The organism is Cellulosimicrobium sp. 22598, from assembly GCF_052044445.1.
Classification (GTDB): domain Bacteria; phylum Actinomycetota; class Actinomycetes; order Actinomycetales; family Cellulomonadaceae; genus Cellulosimicrobium; species Cellulosimicrobium cellulans_G.
In genome coordinates this window covers 18,810-38,109 of record NZ_JBQEMZ010000008.1, presented here as the reverse complement: position 1 = coordinate 38,109, position 19,300 = coordinate 18,810, and the positions used below count along the sequence as shown (strand labels likewise).

Sequence of the window (19,300 nt, the reverse complement as noted above, 5' to 3'; positions counted from 1 at the left end):
ACGCGCGCCCCTGTGGACGGAACTCCGTCCACAGGGGCGCGCGCGTTCCCGGGCACGAGGCCGCTCCGTCGGGCACCCTCGCCGGGTGCCGCCCGCTCTCGCCCCTCCGTCGCGCTCCCTCGATCCCGCCGCGTCCCCGTCCCCGCCGGCGCGTACCGCGCCCGCGGGCGAGGCCTGGCTCCGCGTCACGGTGCACCCCGCGACGGACGTCCTGCTCCCTGCGGGGGCGCGCCTGGGCGACGTGCGCGCCGGTCTCGCCGACCTCGTGTGCCGACCCGAGCTGCGCACCGCCGCCCTGCTCGTGGACGGCGTCCCCGTCGACGACGACCAGCGCTGCGGGACCCGGCCCCTGCTCCCCGGGGCGACGGTCGCGCTCGCGCCGCGCGGTCGTGCCGGGGCCACCCCGGCAGGGGCGGCGCGCCCGGACGCCGTGCTGGCCGCGCCGTGGCACGTCGCGGTGCTCGGGGGCGCCGACGCCGGTCGCCTGGTGCCCGTGGGCCGCCACGAGGCGCGTCGCGGCCGGGCCCGGGTCGACGACCTGCGCGTCCGCTGGCGCAGCACGCGCCGGGGCGCACGGGTCCGCGTCCGCGCACCGCGCGGTACCCGACGCGTCCCCGACGACGCGGCCGTCCTCCTCGCGCGACCGGCCCGGGCCGGTCGCCGGGTCCCGTCGTGGCGCGGGGTCCGCTGGCGCGAGGGCGACGCGCTCGTGACGCGTCGCGGCGCCTACGCCCTGCGCCCGCGCCCCGACCTCGTGCACGGTCCGCGCACCGGCCCCGCCGACCCCGCCGCACGGGACACGTCGCCGGGCCGACCGAGCGGGAGCCATCTCGCTGCCGCAGCCGCGCCCGCGGTCGCGTCGCTCACCCTCGCCGTGGCGTTCCGCCAGCCCCTGTACGCGCTGCTCGCGCTCGCCGGGCCGCTGGCGCTCCTCGTTCCCGCCCTCGTCGAGGCCCGCCGACGCCGCGCGGGCCGACGGCCCGGTGGCGCGCCGGGACCGGCGTCCGTCGCCCCGCCGACGTCGGACGCCGACCGCTCGCGAGCCGCGACCCCCGTCGACCCGCTGCGACCGCGGCCCGCGGACGCGCTCACCTGGGCGACGGTCGCCCGCATCGCCCCCGTCGTCCCGGCCCGCGCCCCGGCTCCGCCCGTGGTCGGCGCCGCTCCGACCACGCACTCCGCCGGGCCGGGCGACGGCACCGCGGGCTCCCCGGCGCTCCCGGTGCGGCTGCCCGACGGGTGCGTCGCCGTCGTGGGCCCGCGCCCCGCCGCGCTCGCCGCGGCACGGGCCGTGCTCGGGGAGCTCCTGACGACGGGTGCCGTGCCGACGGTCCGGCACCCGTCGCACGCCGCGGCCGACTGGGCCTGGTGCCGCTGGCTCCCGCGCGCCGGCGTCGTCGGGTCCCTGGACGACGCACGGCCGGAGCCCGGTGCGGCGTCCGTCCTCGTCGTCGACGGCGCCCCCACCGCGGGCGAGCTCTCACGAGCCTGGGAACGGCTCGCGCCTGCTGCGATCGACGTGCTCCTCGTGCTGGACGACGCGGCGCGCGTCCCGGCGTGGTGCCGGACGGTCGTGGACGTCTCCGGCCCGACCGCCGTCGTCACCGGCCCCGACGACGCGCGCACCGTGCGCGAGCACGTCGGTGCGAGCGCGGAGTGGGCCTGCGCCCTCGCCCGACGGCTCGCGGCGGCGGACCACCACGGCCGGCTCGTCGGCACCGACCCGGACGGGCACGAGCCCGGCGACCCGACGGCGCCCTCGCTGCCGCCGGACGTCTCGCTCGGACACCTCCTCGGCCTGCCGGACGCGCCGGACGACCTCGCCGCGTGGGTCGGCGCACGCTGGCGGGACGCGACGCGACGCGACGGCTCCGGGCTGTGCACGGTGCTCGGGGTGGGGCCCGGGGGCGCACCGGTGACGGTGGACCTCGTCCGCGACGGCCCGCACGTGCTCGTCGCCGGGACGACGGGCGCCGGCAAGTCGGAGCTCCTGCAGACCCTCGTCGCGGGGCTCTCGCTCGGCCGTTCCCCGGAGGAGCTGTCGTTCGCGCTCGTCGACTTCAAGGGCGGCGCGAGCTTCGGGGCGTGCAGCCGGCTGCCCCACGTCGTGGGCACGGTCACCGACCTGGACCCGGGGCTCGCCGGGCGCGCGCTCGCCGGGCTGCGGGCGGAGCTGCACCGGCGCGAGCGCGTGCTCGCGGCCGCGGGGGCGACGAGCGTCGACGAGCTGCCCCGGGGCCGGCTGCCGCGGCTCGTCGTCGTGGTGGACGAGTTCCGCGCGCTCGCCGACGACCTGCCCGACCTGCTGCCCGGCCTGCTGCGGGTCGCGGCCCAGGGTCGCTCGCTCGGCGTGCACCTGGTGCTCGCGACGCAGCGGCCCGCCGGGGCGGTGAGCGCGGACGTGCGGGCCAACATCACCCTGCGCCTCGCCCTGCGGGTGGTCGACGTCGCGGACTCGCGCGACGTCGTCGAGTCGCCGCTCGCGGCGCTCGTCCCGGCCTCGGTGCCGGGGCGGCTCGTCCTGCGCCGGGGCGCCGAACCGCCGCTCGCGGTGCAGTGCGCCCGCGCCGGGGCGCCGTCGCCCGTCCCGGCGTCGAGTGCCCGCGCTGCTCCCCCGTGGGCCGTCGCACGCGGGCTCCCCCGTGGCGCCTCCCGGGCCGACGACGACGCTCCCGACGCAGGAGCGCCCCGAGCCCGGGACGACCGGCTTCCCCGGATCGTCACCGCGGCCCGCGACGTCGCGGAGCGCGCCGGCCTGCGCCCGGCGCCGCCGCCGTGGCTGCCCGCCCTGCCGGACCGGGTCGCGCAGGACGACCTCGCCGACGTCGCGCGCACGGTCGCAGCGGCGGCTCACGACCCAGCCCTCGGGTCGGGCGGGCTCCCCGACGACCCCTCGCACCGGGGCGGCGGACGAGCCGACCTCGTGGACGGCGCGGCGCGCACCGAGACCACGACGCTCCCCGTCGCGCTCGGCGACGCGCCGGACCTCCAGCGCCGGACGGTCGTCCGGTGGGACCCGCGCGACGGGCACCTCGCGGTGCTGGGCCGCGCGCGCTCGGGCCGGACGACGGCCCTGCGCACCGTGGGGTGGGCGGCCCTCGAGCGCGGCTGGACGGTCCACGCCGTCGGCGAGGGGCTCGCCGACCTCGCGTCCCACCCCGGGACCGGGACGGTCGTCGACCGCCGCGACCCGCGCCGCCTCGCCCGCCTCCTGCGGCTGCTCGCGGGTCACGACGACGGGCAGGAGCGCCCCGCGGGGATCGACGGCGCCGACAGGACGCTCCTGCTCGTGGACGACGCCGACGCCGTCCGGTCGGTGCTCGCGGGGACGGCGGGCGGGGCCGGCGCGGACGCGCTCGCGGACGTGCTCGCCGGCCCCACCGCCGTCGCCGTCGGGTGCGGCGGCCCGACGGTCGCGGGGTTGTCGTCGCTGGTCGCGGTGCGTGCGGCGATGGTGTCGCGCGACCGGCACGACGACGTCGCGCTGGGCCTGCCGTCGCCGTTCGCGGGGCGGGGAGGTCCGGCGGGGCGTGCGGTGTGGCTCGGGCCCGGCGAGCCGCTCCTGTGCCAGGTCGCCCTGCCCCCGCAGCCACCACCGGGGCCGACGCCGTGGCCGACGCCGGGGAGCACTGCGTCCCCGGCCGGCCGCACCGGGACGGGTCCTGGAGGCGGAGAGGGGCGACCGGGCGCGTTCCGGCTCCTGCCGGTGCCCGAGCGGGTCGTGACCGCCGAGCTCGCGTCACCCGCCCCACGCCCCGCAACGTCCGGACCACGCCCGGCCGGGGCCCTGACGCTCCGGGTCCCGGTGGGCCGCGGCGGCGACACCGCCGGCACCGTCACGCTGGACGTGTCGCGGGGAGCGCTCGTCGTCGGACCGCCCGGCTCGGGGCGCACGAGCGCGCTCGCCCTCCTCGCGCGGCACCTGGCGCGCGAGGGCGTCCTCCGGGCGGTCGTCGCGCGCGACGACACGCTCGCGGCGGAGGCCGGCACCAGCACGACCGTCGTGCGGCGCTACGCGCCTGCCGACGTGGGTGCGCTCCTCGACGCCGTCACCGCCGGCACGCGCGAGGGCACCCGCAGGACCCCGTGGGAGCGCAGGGGCGAGCTGCCGGGACCGCCCGAGGTGGTCGTGGTCGACGACCTGGACGTCCTCGCCCAGCTCTGCGTGGTCGAGGGCGAGCGGCTCGCGGCGGCGTGCCGGGACGGCCTCGTGCTCGTCGCGTCCGCGACGACCGGCGGGGCGGCGTCGGCGCTGCGCGGTCCGCTCGCGGACCTGCGCGGCGTGCGCTCCGGCATCGTGCTGGCGCCGGCCGAACGCGGCAGCGGCGAGGTGTTCGGCCGCGGCCTGGAATGGCTCGCCGAGCCGGGGCGGCCGCGGCCCGGGCGCGGGGTGCTCGTCCAGGGCGCCCGGCTCGCCCCGGTGCAGCTCGCGCTGCCCCCGGCGGGCGCTCGACGCTCAGGGGCGTCCGGGGACGAGCCGTCGGAGCCTCGGTCGTGACGCGCCGGGACGGGTCAGGCGGCGGCCCGGGAGTCGCGGGTCGTCGCCTCGACGACCGGACGCAGCATGAGCAGGACCAGGACCACGACCGCGAGCACGAGCGCCGCGACGACCCACGGCGTCACGCCGACCTGGAGCGAGCTGATCGCGACGACGCCCTGCAGGATCTGCCACGTCGCGACGGGCGACCGCGCCCAGCGCTGCCCCCGCAGCAGGCCGCGCATGCTCGCGGCGAGGACCGCGGCGACGCCCAGCGCGAAGACGACGAGGAACACGCTCACCCCGAACGACTGCGACCCGCCGCGCGCGAGCTCCACGAGGAGGAGGACGGCGCCGACGACGAGCACCGCGACCTCGATACCGACCCCGACGAGGAGCGCGGTCAGCGCCGGGGGCCGCACCCCGCCGTCGGGCGCCGGGTCGGGCGTCGTCGGGGGCTGCTCGGGCGGGTGTCCGGAGGGCTTGCGGGGAGGCACGATCACCCAGCGTACGCGCCGACCTGCGGCTTCACACCCGTGTGACGAAGACCTCACGATTCATGCGACGGAAACTTTCTCGTAACCCCTTGTGCTGCGCTTCACGAGGTGTGAACCTGGTTCAAGCATCAATCACCCCCGCCTCGAGCCCTGGTCCAGGCAGCCCCCTGCCGGGCATCACCGCGACGAGTCATCACCTCGCGACCAGGCTCCCCTCTGCCAAGGAGACGACGACCATGGACTGGCGCCACCGCGCAGCCTGCCTCGACGAAGACCCCGAGCTCTTCTTCCCGATCGGCAACACGGGCCCCGCGCTCCTCCAGATCGAGGAGGCGAAGGCCGTGTGCCGCCGCTGCGACGTCGTCGACACGTGCCTCAAGTGGGCTATCGAGTCCGGGCAGGACGCGGGCGTCTGGGGCGGCCTCTCCGAGGACGAGCGCCGCGCCCTCAAGCGCCGCACCGCCCGCGCGCGCCGCGCCGGCTGACACGCTCCACCGCGCTCCGCCCGCCACGGGCGTCGAGCAGCAGGTCGACGACGGGCCGTCACCCTCCCGGGGTGACGGCCCGTCGTCGTACCGGGCGGTCGCGCCACGCGGCGCCACCGGGCCGTCCCGCCGGCCGGCCCACCAGGCGGTCGCGCCAGGCGGTCCCGCCGGGACGCGCGCGCTCAGGCCTGGCGGTTGCCGTCGCGCAGGACGAGGGCGAGCACGACCTGCGTGCCCCCGCCGGGACGCGGCGACCACTCGATGGTGCCGCCGAGCTCGTTCGTCACGAGCGTGCGCACGATCTGCGTGCCCAGCCCGCTCTTCGCGGCCTTGCCCGCCCGGGCGACGTCGCCGTCGGGCATGCCGACGCCGTCGTCCGCGACCACGATGCGCAGGGCCGAGCCCTCGCGCTCGACCGCGACCTCGACGGTCCCGGTGTCCTGCTTCGCGAGCCCGTGCTCGACGGCGTTGGTGACGAGCTCGGTGAGGATGAGCGCGAGCGGCGTCGCGTCCTCCGCGGGCACGAGGCCGAAGCTCCCGGTCCGGACCGTGCGCACGCTCGTGTCCGCGGACGCGACGTCAGCGGCGAGGCGCAGGGCCCGGCCCACCATGTCGTCGAACTCGACCTCCTCGTCGAGCGTCTGCGACAGGCTCTCGTGCACGAGCGCGATCGTCGCGACGCGGCGCATGGCCTCCTCGAGCGCGGCACGGGCCTCGGGCACGTCCATGCGCCGGGCCTGCAGCCGCAGGAGCGCGGCGACCGTCTGGAGGTTGTTCTTCACGCGGTGGTGGATCTCGCGGATCGTCGCGTCCTTGGTGATGAGCTCGCGTTCCCGGCGGCGCAGCTCCGACACGTCGCGGCACAGCAGGACGGCGCCGATGCGCTGGCCCGACTCGGTGAGCGGCAGCGCGCGCAGCGACAGGGCGACGCGCTGCGCCTCGATCTCCGTGCGCCACGGCGCCCGGCCCATGACCACGAGCGGCAGCGACTCGTCGACGGGGGTCTGGTGCTCGATGAGGTCGGCCGTCACCTCGGCGAGCGACCGCCCGACGAGCGGGCCGATGACGCCCAGGCGGTGGAAGCAGCTCAGCGCGTTGGGGCTGGCGTAGAGGACCTCGCCCTCGGAGTTCAGCCGGATGAGGCCGTCGCCGACGCGCGGGGCACCCCGGCGCGGGCCGGTCGCGGCGTTCGGGAAGGGGAACTCGCCGCGCGAGATCATCGCGACGAGATCGTCCGCGGCCTCGACGTAGTTGAGCTCGAGGCGGCTGGGCGTGCGCCCGCTGCCGAGGTTGGTCTGCCGCGCGACGACGGCGATCGCGCGACCGTCGTGCACGACCGGGATGGCCTCCTCGCGCACGGCGTACGCGCCGAACCAGCGCGGCTCGCGCGAGCGCTGCGAGCGCACCTCGGTGAGCGCGCGCTCGAGCTGCGGTCGCTGACCCTCCGGCGCGAACGAGCCGACGATGTCGTCGTAGTGGACGGTCGCGCCGGTCGACGGGCGGCACTGCGAGACCGCGACGAAGTTGCCGTCGGTCGTGGGCAGCCAGAGCACGAGGTCGGCGAACGCGAGGTCGGAGATCACCTGCCAGTCGCCCACGAGCAGGTGCAACCACTCGTTGTCCGCCGGGCTGAGGTCGGCGTGGCGGGAGATGAGGTCACTCATGGCAGACACGGACCCCAGCGTAGAGGGGTCGGACAGGTAGAGTCCCCTCAGCGCCCGCGCGCGCGGTCGCCCGAACCCGTCGACCGACCTGCGACCGACCCGTGGCCGACCCGCCCGGGCCGGCGGCAGGTCGACCCAGGGCCCGAGGAGGTCCCGTGCACCTGAGCGTCGAGCTCCGCTACCCCGCCGCCGTCCCCGTGGTCGGCGCGATGCTCGCCGACGAGGAGTTCGTGCGCTGGCGCGCCGCGCGCTCCGGCGGCGACGGGGCCCACGTCGAGCAGGTCGACGTCACCGGCAGCGCCGCCGAGGGCTTCACCGTGACGGTCCGCCGCACCCTGCCCACCGACCAGATCCCGGCCCACGTCCGGTCCTTCGTCGGCGGCCAGCTCGAGATCCGGCAGGCCGAGGCGTGGGAGCCGGAGCGCGACGGCGAGCGGTCGGGGACCGTGTCGCTCGAGATCACCGGCGCCCCGGTGCGGCTCACCGGCACGGTGAGCCTCGCCCCGGACGGCGAGGGAACCGTCGAGCGCTACGCGGGCGAGGTGAAGGCGTCGGTGCCGCTGTTCGGGGGCGCGATCGAGCAGGCCGCCGCGCAGGCCGTCCGCGCCGCCCTGGCGGCGGAGGAGGCCGCGGGCCGGGAGTGGCTCGGCCGCTGAGGGCGCTCGCGGACTCGCACGCGCCCGCGGAGCCGGTCTCGAACCGGTAACGATTTCCCCCGAACCCGACCGATCGGTAGGTCCTGAGAACGCCCTGACCTGCGACGATGCGTGCGTGGGAGCGCGACCACACTGCGTCACGACCTTCCGGCGCTTGACACGGGTTCCGCGGGGAAAGCACGATCAGGCCGTTGTGTGGAAGCGCTACCACTTCGAGGTGGGAGCGCTGCCACGACCCCGCCCCACCGACAAGGGAGTCACCGTGCTGAGCAGCACCCGTACGACCCGCCGGCCCCGCAAGGCGATCACCGCCGTCGCAGGCCTCGCGGCCATCACCCTCACCCTGACCGCGTGCTCGAGCGGCTCCGGCTCGAACGACGACGAGACGGGCTCCGGCGACGGCGAGAAGATCACCCTCACCGTCGCCACGTTCAACGACTTCGGCTACACCGACGAGCTCCTCGCGGCGTACACGGAGGCGCACCCGAACGTCACCGTGAAGCAGACCAAGGCCGCCAAGTCCGAGGACGCGCGCACCAACCTCACCACCAAGCTCGCCGCCGGCGGCGAGGGCCTGGCGGACATCGAGGCCATCGAGGTCGACTGGCTCCCCGAGCTCATGCAGTACCCCGACCTCTTCACCGACCTCACCGACTCGTCACTCGACGGCCGCTGGGTGGACTGGAAGGTCCAGCAGGCGACGACGCCGGACGGCAAGCTCATCGGCTACGGGACCGACATCGGCCCGAGCGCGATCTGCTACCGCCAGGACCTCTTCGAGGCCGCCGGCCTGCCGACCGACCCCGCCGAGGTGGCGGAGCTCCTCGGTGGCGAGGACGCGACGTGGGACGACTACTTCGCCGCGGGCAAGACCTTCGTCGCGGCGAGCGACTCGGCCTGGTACGACTCCGCGATGTCCATCTCGCAGGCGATGGTCAACCAGATCGACAACGCGTACGAGGAGTCCGACGGCACGCCCAAGGACCTCGCCACGAACCAGCCGATCATCGACATCTACGACACGGTCCTCGAGCAGTCGACGACGAACGAGCTCTCCGCAGGCCTCGAGCAGTGGTCGGGCGACTGGGACGCCGCGTTCCAGAACGACGGCTTCGCGACGATGATCTGCCCCGCGTGGATGACCGGCCCGGTCGAGGAGCGCTCGGGTGGCGTCACCGGCTGGAACGTCGCCGACGTCTTCCCCGGAGGCGGCCTCAACTGGGGCGGCTCGTTCCTCACGGTCCCGGCCTCCGGCCCGAACGCCGAGGCTGCGAAGGAGCTCGCTGCCTGGCTGACCGACCCGGCGCAGCAGACGACGGCCTTCGAGAACGCGGGCACGTTCCCGTCGCAGATCGAGGCACAGGAGTCCGACGCCGTGCAGTCGTTCACGAACGACTTCTTCAACGACGCCCCGGTCGGCACGATCTTCGTGAACCGTGCGCTCGCGATCGACAGCGCGCCGTTCAAGGGCGCCAACTACTTCTCGATCCACACGACCGTCCAGGACGGCATCAAGCGCGTGGACGTCGAGAAGACCGACGACGCCGCGTCCTCGTGGCAGAAGACGCTCCAGTCCTTCCAGGACCTGGGCCTGTGACCTGACGGGGCCGGGGCGGCACCACGGTGCCGCCCCGGCCCCCCCCCCCCCCCCCCCCCCCCCCCCCCCCCCGCTCGCGTCCACCGCCGGGCGCCGCCGCCCCGGCGGCCGCCCGACCGCCACCCGCAGTCACCAGCAGCCCAGGAACCTCACATGGCCGTCCTCTCGCCCACCCAGCCCTCCCCGGGGCTCAGCGGGCCGACGCCGCGCACGCCGCGCCGCGTCGGCTTCTCCCAGCGCCTGAGCCGCTGGGACGTCAAGGTCTCGCCCTACCTCTACATCTCGCCCTTCTTCATCCTGTTCGCGATCACGGGTCTCTTCCCGCTCGTGTACACGGCCGTGGTGTCGGTCTACGACTGGAACCTGCTCGGCGGCCAGGGCGACTTCGTCGGCCTCCAGAACTACACGGACGTGCTCGCGCAGCCGACGTTCTGGAAGTCGCTGCGCAACACCGTCTCGATCTTCGTCCTGTCGTCCGTGCCGCAGGTGGTCGCCGCCATCGCGATCGCCGCGCTGCTCGACCAGAACCTCCGCGCCGCGACGTTCTGGCGCATGGGGGTCCTGCTCCCGTACGTCGTCGCCCCCGTCGCGGTCTCGATGATCTTCGGCCGCCTCTTCGCCGACCAGTACGGCCTCATCAACGAGCTCCTCGGGGTCGTCGGCATCGAGCCGATCCGCTGGCACGCGGACGCGCTCGCGAGCCATGTCGCCATCGCGTCGATGGTGAACTTCCGCTGGACCGGCTACAACGCGCTGATCTTCCTCGCCGCGATGCAGGCCGTGCCGCGCGAGCTCTACGAGGCCGCGATCATCGACGGCGCCGGTCGCGTGCGCCAGTTCTTCTCCGTGACCGTCCCGCAGATCCGCGCGACGATCATCTTCGTCGTCATCACGTCGACGATCGGCGGCCTGCAGATCTTCGACGAGCCGCGCATGTTCGACGCGCAGGGCCTCGGCGGCGCCGACCGCCAGTGGATGACGACCGTGCTCTACCTCTACGACGTCGCCTGGGGCAACCAGAAGAACTTCGGCCGCGCGGCCGCCGTCGCCTGGCTGCTGTTCCTCCTCATCATCCTCGTCGGGATCGTCAACTTCCTCGTCACCCGACGGATCGCGACGTCGAACGCCCAACCACGACCGCCGCGGTGGGTCCGTCGTCGCCGCGAGACCCAGAAGCGCCTGCGCGCCGAGCGCGCCATGTCGGCGCAGCGCTCGAGCACGGGTGACACGGATGCCGACACGACCGCCGCCAGCACGACCGACCGGAGGAAGCGATGAGCTCCGTCCCCGTCATCGCCCAGACCGCCGGGCCGGGTGCGGCCCGCGCGGCCGCCCGACGCCGCCGCGCCGGGAAGAACGTCGGCGGCACCCAGCGCCGCCCCCGGTGGGTCACGTACACGATCCTCGGGGTCGTCCTGCTCGTCTCGATCTTCCCGCTGTACTTCACGCTGATCCTGGGCTCCTCCACGCCGGAGGAGATCTCGCGCAGCGCGCTGCCCCAGCTCCTCCCGGACGCGAGCCTGTTCGACCGGTTCGCCGAGGTCATGAACTCGGACGCGATCAACTTCTGGAAGGCCGCCTGGAACTCGGTGGTCGTCGCGGTGCTCACGTCGCTGTCCGTCGTGCTCTTCTCGACGCTCGCGGGCTTCTCGTTCGCCAAGCTCCGGTTCCGCGGGCGGGGACCGCTGCTCGTGTTCGTCATCGCGACGATGGCGGTCCCGACGCAGCTCGGCGTCATCCCGATGTACATCCTCATGTCGGACCTCGGCTGGATCGGCAAGCTCCAGGCGGTCATCGTGCCGGCGCTCGTCACCGCGTTCGGCGTCTTCTGGATGACGCAGTACCTGGGCGAGGCGCTGCCGTACGAGCTCATCGAGGCGGCCCGCGTCGACGGCGCGTCGATGTTCCGCACGTTCTGGTCGATCGCGCTCCCCGCGGCGCGTCCCGCCGCCGCGATGCTCGGCCTGTTCACGTTCGTGCAGCAGTGGACGAACTTCTTCTGGCCCTCGATCGTGCTCAACCAGAACAACCCGACGCTGCCGCTGGTGGTGCGGTCCCTCCAGGCGAACTTCTTCGTCGACTACTCGCTCGTGATGGCGGGGATCTTCCTCGTGACCCTGCCGCTGATCGTCATCTTCATCTTCACCGGCCGCCAGCTCGTGGCGGGCATCATGCAGGGCGCCGTCAAGGGCTGACGCCCGGCGCCACCGCGCGGCACCCGGTCGCGCGCCACCTCGGCGTGGCGCGCGACCGGCCGTGCGGCCGACCGTCGCGCGGGCAGCCCACCGGCCCGCCCGCGTGCCACTCCTCGACCTCTCGAAGGACAATCGACCCATGACCAGCTTCGTCCCGTCCGCGCCCCTCCTCCCGAACCCGGCGACCGCGACCGGGCGCGTCGAGATGCCCCCGGGCTTCCTCTGGGGCGCCGCGACCGCCGCGTTCCAGATCGAGGGCGCCGGGCACACGGACGGTCGGACGGACTCCGTGTGGGACGCGTTCGCCCGCGTCCCGGGCGCCGTCGTGAACGGCGACGACGGCATGGTCGCGTGCGACCACTACCACCGGTACCGTGAGGACGTCGCGCTCATGCGCGACCTCAACCTCGGCACCTACCGGTTCTCGACCTCGTGGGCCCGCGTGCGTCCCGACGGGGGCGCCGTCAACCCGGCCGGGCTGGCGTTCTACGACCGCCTCGTGGACGAGCTGCTCGGCGCGGACATCCTGCCGTGGCTCACGCTCTACCACTGGGACCTGCCGCAGGCGCTCGAGGAGAAGGGCGGCTGGACGTCGCGCGACACGGCGTACCTCTTCGCCGAGTACGCGGTGACGATGCACGAGGCGCTGGGCGACCGCGTGGGCGTGTGGACGACGCTCAACGAGCCGTGGTGCTCGGCGTTCCTCGGGTACACCGCGGGCGTGCACGCGCCCGGTCGTCAGTCGCGCGAGGACGGCCTCGCCGCGGCGCACCACCTGCTGCTCGGCCACGGTCTCGCCGTGCAGGCGCTGCGCGAGCGCGCGCCCGAGGCGAACCTCGGCCTGACCCTGAACTTCACGGTCTCCGACCCGGTCGACCCGCAGGACCCGGCCGACGTCGACGCCGCGCGCCGGATCGACGGGCAGTTCAACCGGATCTTCCTCGACCCCGTCTTCCACGGCGAGTACCCCGCGGACGTCCTGGAGGACGTCGCGCCCTACGGGCTGCTGGACCACGTCAAGGACGGCGACCTCGAGATCATCTCGACCCCGATCGACACGCTCGGGGTCAACTACTACAACGGCGGCGCGGTCTCGGGGCACCCGCTGCCCGCGGCCGAGTCCGGCGGCGGGACGCGCCCCGAGGGCGTGCGCGACGAGCCCGCGGACGACGCGCCGGTCCGCGCGACGTCGTCCCCGTTCCCCGCCGCCGACGACGCGCACGACCGCTCGCGCGGGCTGCCTCGCACGGACATGGGCTGGGAGGTGCAGCCCGAGGGGCTGACGCGCCTGCTCACGCGCCTGCAGCGGGACTTCACCGGCCCGCGCGGCGTGGCGATGTACATCACGGAGAACGGCGCGGCCTACCCCGACCAGGTCGGAGAGGACGGCTCCGTGGACGACCAGGACCGGCTCGAGTTCATCGACGCGCACCTGCGCGCCACGCGCGACGCGATCGACGCCGGCGCGGACGTGCGCGGGTACTTCGCGTGGTCGCTTCTCGACAACTTCGAGTGGGCGCTCGGCTACACCAAGCGGTTCGGCATCGTCCGCGTCGACTACGAGACGCAGGAGCGCACGGTGAAGGCGAGCGGCGCCTGGTACGCGCAGGTCGCGCGCGACAACGCCGTGCCGGCGCGCGACGACGCGGTGCCCGCGGGCGACGCGTCCGCCGCGGACGCCACCGCCGGGGAGTGACGACACGGTGAGCGGGGCGGTGCGGTCGGCCGGGCGCGCGCGGGATACTGTCCTGATGAACAGCCTGCGCTCCGCGCCGACCCTGGACGAGGTGGCCCAGACGGCGGGCGTCTCGCGCTCGACCGCGTCGCGCGCGATCAACGGCGGCCTGCGCGTGTCGCCCGAGGCCCAGGCGGCGGTCGACGCCGCCGTCGCCCAGCTCGGCTACACGCCCAACCGCGCCGCCCGCTCCCTCGTGACGCGCCGCACCGACTCGATCGCCCTCGTGGTCCCCGAGCCGGACGAGCGCATCCTCACCGACCCGTTCCTCGCGGGCACGATGCGCGGCGTGAGCGCGGCGCTCGGCGGCACGGACCTGCAGCTCGTCCTGCTCTTCGCGCGGCCCGACGAGCAGCCGGGCCGCATCGTGCGGTACCTGAGCAGCGGGCACGTGGACGGCGCGATCGTCGCGTCGCACCACCGCGACGACGAGCTCGAGGAGGCGCTGCTCGCGGCCCGGCTGCCCGCGGTGTTCGTCGGGCGGCCGTTCCGCCCGACGCCCGACCTCCTCTACGTCGACGTCGACAACGTCGAGGGCGGCCGCCTCGCGGCGCGCCGGCTCGTCGAGGCGGGCCGCCGCCGCATCGCGACGATCGCGGGACCGCAGGACATGACCGCCGGCGTCGACCGGCTCACGGGCTGGCGCGAGGTGCTGCAGGGCGCCGGCCTGCCCGACGACGCGGTCGAGATCGGCGACTTCGCCGTCGCGGGCGGGGCCGCCGCGATGGAGCGCATCCTCGCCGCGCACCCCGACGTCGACGGGCTGTTCGTCGCCTCGGACCTCATGGCGGAGGGTGCGCTGCGCGTCCTCGCGGCGCACGGGCGCGACGTGCCGCGCGACGTGTCCGTCGTCGGGTTCGACAACCTCGCGACCGCGGCCTCGACGGTCCCGCCCCTCACCACGGTCCAGAACCCCATGGTCGAGATGGTGCGCGGTGCGACCGACCTCCTGCTCGACCTCGTCGGCGGGCGTGGGGACGAGATCGCGTCGCAGGTCCTCGCTCCCGAGCTCGTCGAGCGCGACTCGGTCTGACGCGGTCGGACGGCGGCGCGTGCGTCGGGTGCCGCGGCGGACCGGTCCCCAGGTGGGTGGTCGCTCGTAGCCTGGGCCCGTGACCTCACGACCTGTCATGACGCTCCCCCGCGCCGACGTCCTCGCGGCACGCTGGCACGCCCAGCAGCTCGACCGGGCACCGGGCACGGCCGCCGCGCCCGACGAGGTCGCGGTGCTCGACCTGGGGGTGCAGGACACCGGGCCCGACGGCGCGGCCTGGGCCCTCGCGGTGCGCGGCGTCGCGGGCGTGCGGCCGGGCAGGCTGCCGCCGACCCTCGCTCTCGCCTGGACCCTGCGCGGCGCCCCGCACGTCTACCGTCGTGCCGACCTCGCCGACGTCGCGGTCGCCACCGCCCCGCTCTCGGAGGCCGACGCCGCCAAGCGGGTCTTCGACGCGAGCGCGCCGCTGCGCGCGGCGGGCGTCGCCGTGCTCGACGCGCTGCGCACCGAGGCGCGGTGGGAGCGCGAGCTGGTCGTCGAGCCCACGGTCAAGGGCGACCTGTCGACGCGGCTGACGCAGCACCTCCCGGAGCCGCACCTGCGCTGGTGCCGGTCGTGCGGCGCGACCCACAGCTACGAGCAGACGTTCCGGCTCGCCGCGCTCCAGGCCGGGCTCGAGCTCGAGCCCGGCACGTCGCCGCCGGTCCTGCGACGGGTCCCCGACCTCGAGCCGTCGCTGTACGGACGGCTCGGGGCCGAGGCGGTGCCGCGCCTCGACGTCGTGCGCGGGTACCTGCGCTTCTTCCCCGCCGCGAGCGTCCAGGACGTCGCCGGTTTCCTCGAGGCGCCGGTCAAGGACGTCCGGGCCCACTGGCCCGACGACGCGGTGCGCGTCGAGGTCGCCGACGCGGACCCGGGCGCGCGCCCGGTCGAGCGCTGGATCCTGGCCGACGACGTCGAGCACCTCGCGGACGCCACGGCGCGCGTCCGCGACGCCCAGCCCGGCGCTCCCGTCGTCCGGCTCGTGGGGCCGTACGACCTGTACCTCCAGCTCCGCGACCGCCCGACGCTCGTCCCGGACGCGGCCCGCGCCAAGGACCTGTGGCGTGTCCTCGGCCGGCCCGGAGCCGTGCTCGCCGGCGGCGAGGTCGTCGGGACCTGGCGGCCCCGCGCGTCGGGGCGACGGCTCTCGGTCCTCACCGACCCGTGGGTCCCCTGGGACGCCGGGCTCACCGACGCCGTGGCCGAGCAGGCGGAGCGCCTGCGCGCGTTCCGCGACGCGGCCTCCGTCACCGTCTCGTCGGCGTAGACGGCACCCACGAGGTCCCGGGATCAGCGCTTCACGTGGCCGTAGCGGTGCGTGGTGCGGCTGACTGCCTGCTCGTGCAGGACCGTGAGCAGCTCGCGACGACCGCTCGCGACGACGGGGTGGTCCAGGACCGTGACCTCGCCGACGCGCTCGGCGGCGGCCTCGTGCAGCCCGGGTGCCGACCCGACGACGCGGACGCGACCCCGGACCGCGCCCGACGCGACGCGGCGCGCGAACTCCTCGTCGCTCACCGCGGCGTCGCCCGTGCTCGGCACGACGACCGCCGGCACGCCCGCCGTGCGGGCGGCGTGCAGGACCCGCTCGACCTCGACGGGGAGCGCGTCCGCTCCGGCGCGCACGGTGAGGACGTCCACCGGCCGGTAGCGGAAGACGTTCGACTCGGCGCGCAGGCCCGAGGGGTCGTGCGCCACGGAGAACTCCTGCTCCCACCACCGCGTGTCGTCGGCCTGAGCCCAGGTGAGCCACGCCTCGGGCGCGGCGTCGCGGGCGGGCGGTGCGGCGTCGGCGGGCGCGGCTCGCCCGGGCGCCCTGGTGCCCGACGACGTGCCCGCGCCCTCGTCCGCGGCCCCGCCCGTCGCGTCGGCCCAGCGGCCGAGCTGCGCGACGTAGTTCGGGCCGCCCGCCTTGGCGCCCGGTCCGACGGCCGACTGCTTCCAGCCGCCGAACGACTGCCGCTGCACGATCGCGCCGGTGATGTGCCGGTTGACGTAGGCGTTGCCCACCTGGACGGCGTCGAGCCAGCGCTCGACCTCGGCGTCGTCGAGGCTGTGGATGCCGCCCGTGAGACCGAACGGGACCGCGTTCTGCAGCGCGATCGCCTCGTCGAGGGTCGCGGCCGTCATGATCCCGAGGACCGGCCCGAAGTACTCGGTGAGGTGGAACGGCGAGCCGGGCGCGACACCCTCCTTGAGACCCGGCGTCCAGAGGCGGCCCTCCAGGTCGGGGCCGCCGTCCAGCAGCCGCGGCCGCACGAGCCAGGACTCCCCCGGCTCCAGCGTCGTCAGCGCGTGCAAGAGCTTGCCCGACGCGGGCTCGGTGAGCGGGCCCACGGTCGTCGCGACGTCGGTCGCCGGACCGACGGCGAGCGAGCGCACCGCGTCCACGAGCTGGCGCCGCACGCGGCGCCCCGTCTCGGTCCGCGGGTCGCCCGCCGAGCCGACGAGGATCGCGAGCGACGCGGCCGAGCACTTCTGCCCCGCGTGCCCGAACGCCGACCGCACGAGGTCCGCGACCGCGAGGTCGAGGTCCGCCGACGGCGTGACGACGAGCGCGTTCTTGCCCGACGTCTCGGCGAGCACCGGGCGCGACGGCTTCCACCGCGCGAAGAGCTGCGCGGTCTCGATCGAGCCCGTGAGCACGACGCGCGCGACGTCGTCGTGCGTGACGAGGCGCGTGCCGAGCTCGTCGTCGGGGACGCGGACGTACTGCACGACCTCGGTGACCGAGCCTGCGTCCAGCCCGGCGAAGTCCCCCGGCGCGGCTGCGACGGCGTCGCGCAGGCCCGCGTGGATCGCCTCGACGGCGACCTCGAGGCAGCGCGGCGTGGGCGGAGCGGGCTTGGCGAGCACCGCCGACCCGGCCGCGAGCGCCGCGAGCACCCCGCCGACGGGGATCGCGACGGGGAAGTTCCAGGGCGGGGTGACGAGCGTGACGCCGTCGGGCGTGAAGCGGGCGCCGGGCACGTGGTCCAGGTCCTCGGCGGACCGCGCGTAGTAGTTCGCGAAGTCGACGGCCTCGCTCACCTCGGGGTCGGCCTCGGCGACGGTCTTGCCCGGCTCGTGCACCATCGCGGCGACGAGGTCGGTGCGCGTCTCCTCCAGGCGCCGGGCGACGGCGCGCAGGGCGGCGGCGCGGGCCGCCGGGGTGACCTGCGACCACGCGGCGGTCGCGCGCACGGCGGTCGCGACGGCGTCGTCCACCTGGGCGGTCGTGGTGAGCTCGGGCGTGCGGACGGGGACGTACCCGGAGCCGGTCCCGGTGACGTGGCGGGCCCAGTCGCGCGAGGCGGCGACGGCGGGGTCGGTGTCGGCCGCGTTCGCGAACCCGGTGCCGAACCCGGGATTACGGGCGGGTTCGGCGCCATCGTGGCCGATGACCACGGGTTCGGCGGGCTGGTGCGGACCGACGGCGGTCGGGGCGTCCGCACGCGGGCGGCGGCGCGGCGTCACGTCGGCCTCCGCGTAGTGGACCCCGTGGCGCACGGACGCGCGGAACGCGGCCTCCTGGCGCTCCATGGGGCTGCCCGCAGGCGACCCGTCGGGCGCGAACATGGCGTGCAGGAAGTTCTGCTCGGCGGCGTTCTCCTCGAGGCGGCGCACGAGGTAGGAGATCGCGACGTCGAAGTCCTCGTCGCGCACGACGGGCGTGTACAGCACGACGCGCCCACCACGCCCCGCGTGCGGGCCGGACTCGACGCGGTCGGCCGCGACCTCGTCGCGCACGGCGCGCGCCTCGCCGGGGGCCATGCCCTGGAGCATCTCGACGTCGAGCGCGTGGCTCACGCCGCGGGCCCGGCCGAGGAGCACGGCGAGCGCGACGTGGAAGAGGTTGTGGCTCGCCACGCCGATGCGGACGGCGTCGGTCCGCGGCGCGCGCAGCGCGTGGTCGAGGAGGCGGACGTAGTTCGCGTCGACGTCGGGCTTCGTGAGGTAGGGCGCCTGCGGCCACCCGTGCAGCTCGGCCTCGACGGCCTCCATCGCGAGGTTCGCGCCCTTGACGAGGCGGACCTTGATCGGCGCTCCCCCGGCGGCGACGCGCTCGGTCGCGAAGCGGGTGAGCCCGTCGAGCGCGCCGAGCGCGTCGGGCAGGTACGCCTGGAGCACGATTCCGGCCTCGAGGTCGTGCAGGTCGTCGTGCGCGAGGATCTCGCGGAAGACCGCGGTCGTGAGCGCGAGGTCCTTGTACTCCTCCATGTCGAGGTTGAGGAAGACGCCGTGGTCGCGCGCCGCCCGGTACAGCGGCAGCAGCCGCTCGACGACGCGCGCGCACGACCCGTCGAGGTCCCACGTGACGAGCTGCGACGCGACGGACGACACCTTGACCGACACGTAGTCGACGTCGGGACGCCGCACGAGCGCGAGCATGCGCTCGAGGCGCGCGTCCGCCTCGGCCTCGCCGAGCACGGCCTCGCCGAGGAGGTTGACGTTGAGCGCGTAGCCCTCCGCGCGGGTCCGGGCGAGGTGCGGGCCGAGGCCGCGGCCGGCGTCGGCCACGAGGTGGCCCACGAGCTGGCGCAGGCGCACGCGCGCGGCCGGGACGACGACGCGCGGCAGCACCGGCGCGACGCCCGCCCCGACGCGCAGGAGGGACCGGTCGACCGGCCCGAGGAACGACCCCGCGCTGCCCGCGAGCTCGCCGAGGCGGCCGAGCGCGCGTGCGGCGACGTGCACGTCCTGGGGGCGCGCGACGTCGTCGACGAACCGGACCGCGAGCTCGAGGCCCGCGGGGTCGGAGACGAGCGCGCCGAGCCGCTCGGCGGTCCGGCGGGCGCGCGCGTCGCCCGCTCCCTCGCTCGCGGCGAGCCAGCGGCGGGCCAGCGTGACGGCCTCCTCGACGAGGTCGTCCGGGGAGGTGAGGCTCGTGTCGCCGACGGCTCCGGGGGTGGGGAGCGGCCGGGCAGGCGCGTCGTTGCTCATCCCTCCAGGGTGCCTCGGGTCGCGGTGACTCGTCT

The 19,300-nt window shown here is 75.8% G+C and carries 12 protein-coding genes; 9 read left to right on the top strand and 3 right to left on the bottom strand.

Translation table 11 applies throughout. The features are described from left to right. Positions 1-85 precede the first annotated feature (85 nt). A complete protein-coding gene (locus ACTJIY_RS10295) occupies positions 86-4,498 on the top strand; it encodes an FtsK/SpoIIIE domain-containing protein (protein WP_440675041.1) in 4,413 nt (1,470 codons plus the stop codon). A gap of 14 nt (positions 4,499-4,512) precedes the next feature. Here the strand turns inward: ACTJIY_RS10295 and ACTJIY_RS10290 are convergent, their stop codons facing one another. Beyond that, positions 4,513-4,974, bottom strand: coding sequence for a hypothetical protein (locus tag ACTJIY_RS10290; RefSeq protein ID WP_440675042.1), 462 nt, complete (start codon positions 4,972-4,974; stop codon positions 4,513-4,515). Between the two features lie 236 nt (positions 4,975-5,210). Between ACTJIY_RS10290 and ACTJIY_RS10285 the strand changes: the two genes are divergently transcribed. Further along, complete coding sequence (locus ACTJIY_RS10285; protein WP_021481972.1) at positions 5,211-5,459, top strand: WhiB family transcriptional regulator; 249 nt, start codon at positions 5,211-5,213, stop codon at positions 5,457-5,459. 182 nt (positions 5,460-5,641) lie between these two features. Here ACTJIY_RS10285 and ACTJIY_RS10280 read toward each other — a convergent pair whose 3' ends face one another. Beyond that, positions 5,642-7,123 carry a sensor histidine kinase gene (locus tag ACTJIY_RS10280; protein WP_253053699.1) on the bottom strand — a complete coding sequence of 494 codons (1,482 nt, stop codon included), beginning with the start codon at positions 7,121-7,123 and terminating at the stop codon, positions 5,642-5,644. 155 nt (positions 7,124-7,278) lie between these two features. Between ACTJIY_RS10280 and ACTJIY_RS10275 the strand changes: the two genes are divergently transcribed. The 7 genes from ACTJIY_RS10275 to ACTJIY_RS10245 all read left to right on the top strand — a co-directional run bounded on the left by ACTJIY_RS10275 (position 7,279) and on the right by ACTJIY_RS10245 (position 15,609). Beyond that, positions 7,279-7,779 (top strand): DUF2505 domain-containing protein, encoded by a 501-nt coding sequence (locus tag ACTJIY_RS10275; RefSeq protein ID WP_439158853.1) that lies wholly within the window; start codon positions 7,279-7,281, stop codon positions 7,777-7,779. Positions 7,780-8,041: 262 nt separating this feature from the next. Then, positions 8,042-9,376, top strand: a complete 1,335-nt coding sequence (locus ACTJIY_RS10270; protein ID WP_439158852.1) for an ABC transporter substrate-binding protein — start codon at positions 8,042-8,044, stop codon at positions 9,374-9,376. 153 nt (positions 9,377-9,529) lie between these two features. Next, the gene (locus tag ACTJIY_RS10265) at positions 9,530-10,654 is read left to right on the top strand and encodes a carbohydrate ABC transporter permease (protein ID WP_253053097.1); all 1,125 of its coding nucleotides are present in this window, start codon (positions 9,530-9,532) and stop codon (positions 10,652-10,654) included. Further along, positions 10,651-11,571, top strand: a complete 921-nt coding sequence (locus ACTJIY_RS10260) for a carbohydrate ABC transporter permease (protein ID WP_253053095.1) — start codon at positions 10,651-10,653, stop codon at positions 11,569-11,571. Before ACTJIY_RS10265 ends, ACTJIY_RS10260 begins: the two co-directional genes overlap by 4 nt. 139 nt (positions 11,572-11,710) lie before the next feature. Then, positions 11,711-13,267: a glycoside hydrolase family 1 protein gene (locus ACTJIY_RS10255; protein WP_440675043.1), complete on the top strand. Its 1,557-nt coding sequence runs from the start codon at positions 11,711-11,713 to the stop codon at positions 13,265-13,267. Positions 13,268-13,322: 55 nt separating this feature from the next. Next, a complete protein-coding gene (locus tag ACTJIY_RS10250) occupies positions 13,323-14,339 on the top strand; it encodes a LacI family DNA-binding transcriptional regulator (RefSeq protein WP_440675044.1) in 1,017 nt (338 codons plus the stop codon). Between the two features lie 79 nt (positions 14,340-14,418). Continuing rightward, on the top strand, positions 14,419-15,609 hold the full coding sequence (locus ACTJIY_RS10245; RefSeq protein ID WP_440675045.1) for a DNA glycosylase AlkZ-like family protein: 1,191 nt from the start codon (positions 14,419-14,421) through the stop codon (positions 15,607-15,609). Positions 15,610-15,632: 23 nt separating this feature from the next. On the opposite strand, the gene ACTJIY_RS10240 is transcribed toward ACTJIY_RS10245, so the two are convergent. Further along, positions 15,633-19,265: a bifunctional proline dehydrogenase/L-glutamate gamma-semialdehyde dehydrogenase gene (locus tag ACTJIY_RS10240; protein ID WP_440675046.1), complete on the bottom strand. Its 3,633-nt coding sequence runs from the start codon at positions 19,263-19,265 to the stop codon at positions 15,633-15,635. Between the last annotated feature and the right edge of the window lie 35 nt (positions 19,266-19,300).

What these genes read in the sequence shown, in the direction of transcription:
- ACTJIY_RS10285 (WP_021481972.1), top strand. Translation starts at nt 5,211, where the DNA reads ATGGACTGGCGCCACCGCGCAGCCTGCCTCGACGAAGACCCCGAGCTC.
- ACTJIY_RS10280 (WP_253053699.1), bottom strand. Translation starts at nt 7,123, where the DNA reads ATGAGTGACCTCATCTCCCGCCACGCCGACCTCAGCCCGGCGGACAAC.
- ACTJIY_RS10265 (WP_253053097.1), top strand. Translation starts at nt 9,530, where the DNA reads ATGGCCGTCCTCTCGCCCACCCAGCCCTCCCCGGGGCTCAGCGGGCCG.
- ACTJIY_RS10260 (WP_253053095.1), top strand. Translation starts at nt 10,651, where the DNA reads ATGAGCTCCGTCCCCGTCATCGCCCAGACCGCCGGGCCGGGTGCGGCC.
- ACTJIY_RS10255 (WP_440675043.1), top strand. Translation starts at nt 11,711, where the DNA reads ATGACCAGCTTCGTCCCGTCCGCGCCCCTCCTCCCGAACCCGGCGACC.
- ACTJIY_RS10250 (WP_440675044.1), top strand. Translation starts at nt 13,323, where the DNA reads ATGAACAGCCTGCGCTCCGCGCCGACCCTGGACGAGGTGGCCCAGACG.
- ACTJIY_RS10240 (WP_440675046.1), bottom strand. Translation starts at nt 19,265, where the DNA reads ATGAGCAACGACGCGCCTGCCCGGCCGCTCCCCACCCCCGGAGCCGTC.